This window comes from Psychrobacter sp. 1U2 (assembly GCF_051847575.1).
This window is the reverse complement of record NZ_JBPYDC010001383.1, coordinates 1-612: the sequence shown is the minus strand read 5'-3', so window position 1 is coordinate 612 and position 612 is coordinate 1. Positions and strand designations below refer to the sequence as shown.

The window sequence follows — 612 nt, the reverse complement described above, 5'->3', positions numbered from 1 at the left end:
AATGCCGCGCATCAGGATATTGTTCGCGCAGCTGTTCCACGTGAAACATGGCTTGTTCTCGCGTGGTGACCGGATAAGCGTAAGTAATGAATTCAGATTTCTTGATTTCAAGACGAGCAGTGATGGCTTTTTGCAGGGTGTGATAACTCATATAATTAATCCAATCTGAAATTAGACATAGTGCCACTAAAAATAAATTTTGCGTAGCCTCTGTCTGCGTAGGCACAGCACGCAAGAAAAAATATTTTCAGTAGCACGTTAGCCCATATCGCAGTTTTGTTTTTAGCGTCTATATTGTTTTGATGATACACCTAGGTTTAGATGGGATATGTTAAACTTGCCTCACTATAACAAAACTAATGGTAGCAAATAGTATGCGTTTAGATAAATTTATTAGTAAAGCCACGGAACTGTCGCGCAAAGAATCCAAAAAAATTCTGCACGCAGGCGAAGTCACCGTCAACGACGAAGTTATCAAAGATCCTGGTGTACATGTCGATATCATTAACGATGATGTCATGTGGGTAGGCGAACCACTGTCAGTGGCGACAGGCAATCGTTATATTCTATTGCATAAGCCAGAAGGCTTTGAATGTACGTTAAAGGCTAAAG

At 40.7% G+C, this 612-nt stretch carries 1 protein-coding gene and 1 pseudogene; one reads left to right on the top strand and one right to left on the bottom strand.

The window, feature by feature from the left end; translation table 11 throughout:
• Positions 1–151 (bottom strand): annotated as a pseudogene (locus ACS8FD_RS22220) (IMPACT family protein); the annotation flags it as partial.
• Positions 152–374: 223 nt separating this feature from the next.
• Between ACS8FD_RS22220 and ACS8FD_RS22215 the strand changes: the two are divergent.
• On the top strand, positions 375–612 hold a 238-nt coding region (locus ACS8FD_RS22215; RefSeq protein ID WP_439277458.1), incomplete at its 3' end, for a S4 domain-containing protein.